The organism is Polymorphobacter sp., assembly GCF_051860865.1.
In the GTDB taxonomy this organism is placed as follows: domain Bacteria; phylum Pseudomonadota; class Alphaproteobacteria; order Sphingomonadales; family Sphingomonadaceae; genus Sandarakinorhabdus.
Genome location: NZ_JBIMKZ010000042.1, coordinates 1 through 1850 on the forward strand (window position 1 = coordinate 1; position 1850 = coordinate 1850).

Here is a 1850-nt window from a genome sequence, read left to right on the forward strand (position 1 = left end):
GGCCGCGCGCCAGCGCTTCGCAGGCCGCATGGCTCATCGATTCGCGTAGATAAAGCTGCAACTCCGGATAGCGCGCCCGCAGCGGCGGCAGCACGCGCGGCAGCAGGAACGGCGCGATGGTGGGGATCACCCCCAGCCGCAGCTCGCCGGTCAGCGGCCGGGTCGAGGCGCGGGTCAGTCCGGCCAGCGCGTCCGCCTCGCGCAGCACATCATAGGCCTTGGCGACGACCAGTTCGCCCAGCGGCGTGAACCGCACCACCCGGCGGTTACGTTCGACCAACTGGACGCCGAGCAGCGTCTCCAGCTCGCGCAACCCGGCCGAAAGCGTGCTCTGGGTAACGAAGCTGGCCTCGGCGGCGCGGCCGAAATGGCCATGGATGTGCAGTGCCGTCAGATATTGCAGCTGTTTCAGCGTCGGCAAGAATGTCATCGATAAAACCGATTTGTAATGATGAAATTATCGATTTGATTTGTAGCGCCGGGTCGTTCATCCCGCAATGGCGATACCGCAACACGCCTGACTAACCAAGGAGACTTCTCATGGCCCTCACTGTTGGCGATACCATTCCTTCCTTCGCGCTGCCCGTCCAGCAGGGCATCTCCGCCCTGCCGAACGGCGAGACGCTCGACATCACCACCGCCTATCCGGGCAAGTGGAAGGTGCTCTTCTACTGGCCGAAGGACTTCACCTTCGTCTGCCCGACCGAGATCATCGGCTATGGCGATCTCAAGGGCGACCTCGAAGACCGTGACGCCGTGCTGATCGGCGCCTCGACCGACACCGACTTCGTCCACTTCGCGTGGCGCAAGTCCGACGAGCGGCTGGCGGCGGCCGACTTCCCCTGGCTCGCCGACAACTCGAAACTGCTTGCCGACGCCCTCGGCATCATCGTTCGTGAAGCCGGTGTTGCGCTCCGCGCGACCTTCATCATCGATCCGGACAATGTCATCCAGCATGTCACGATCAATGGCCTGAACGTCGGCCGCAACCCCGCCGAAACGCTGCGTGTCCTCGATGCGCTGCAGACCGACGAGCTCTGCCCCTGCAACTGGTCGGAAGGCCAGGATGTGCTGAAGCCGGCCGCATAAGGCGCGGCGCGGCGCGCGGATAGCGAAGCTATCCGCTGACTCGCGCAAGCCCGGCCGGCGGGACGGGCGGCAATGCCGCCCGAACCCGTCCGACGAAGGGCGGGCTTTGCCCGCCCTTTTTCTTTGAAAGGAATTTCCCATGCTCTTCTCCGAACTGGCCAAGACCCTGCCCGATTATGCCAAGGACCTGCGGCTGAACGTCTCCAGCCTGCTCAGCGAGCAGGTGCTGACCGATCAGCAGAAGTGGGGCACGCTCGTCGCCTGCGCCCATGCCAGCGCCCACAAGCCGCTGATCGACGCGGTCGAGGCCGAAGCCGCCGACAAGCTGACGGCCGAGGCGATGAATGCCGCCAAGGCCGCCGCCTCGATCATGGCGATGAACAACATCTATTATCGCTTCACCCACCTCGCCTCGCGCGAGGACTATCGCACCATGCCGGCCCGGTTGCGGATGAACGTCATCGGCTCGCCGGGCATCGAAAAGGCCGATTTCGAGCTGTTCAGCCTCGCCGTCTCGGCGATCAACGGCTGCGGCATGTGCATCGACAGCCATGACAAGGTGTTGGCCCAGCACGGCATGGGCACGGACAAGATCCACACCGCCGTGCGCATCGCCTCGGTCGTCCACGCCGTCGCCCGCACCCTCCAGGCGGCCTGACACCGCGCCCCTCCGTCATGCCGGCCGGTGCCCTATGGCGCCGGTCGGCATAATGGCTTATTTGAGGCACGATGTCCGGCAATTGCCGATCCGGGGACGTTCC

General features: G+C 64.8%; 3 protein-coding genes. 2 read left to right on the forward strand and 1 reads right to left on the reverse strand.

Going from position 1 to position 1850, the window contains the following annotated elements; translation table 11 throughout:
- On the reverse strand, positions 1 to 430 hold a 430-nt coding region (locus ACTIFJ_RS09185; protein WP_439533806.1), incomplete at its 3' end, for a LysR family transcriptional regulator.
- 110 nt (positions 431 to 540) lie between these two features.
- On the opposite strand from ACTIFJ_RS09185, the gene ACTIFJ_RS09190 reads away from it, so the two are divergent.
- Positions 541 to 1089 carry a peroxiredoxin gene (locus ACTIFJ_RS09190; protein ID WP_439533807.1) on the forward strand — a complete coding sequence of 183 codons (549 nt, stop codon included), beginning with the start codon at positions 541 to 543 and terminating at the stop codon, positions 1087 to 1089.
- A 139-nt stretch (positions 1090 to 1228) separates the two neighbouring features.
- On the forward strand, positions 1229 to 1747 hold the full coding sequence (locus tag ACTIFJ_RS09195; protein WP_439533808.1) for a carboxymuconolactone decarboxylase family protein: 519 nt from the start codon (positions 1229 to 1231) through the stop codon (positions 1745 to 1747).
- The last annotated feature ends 103 nt before the right edge of the window (positions 1748 to 1850 follow it).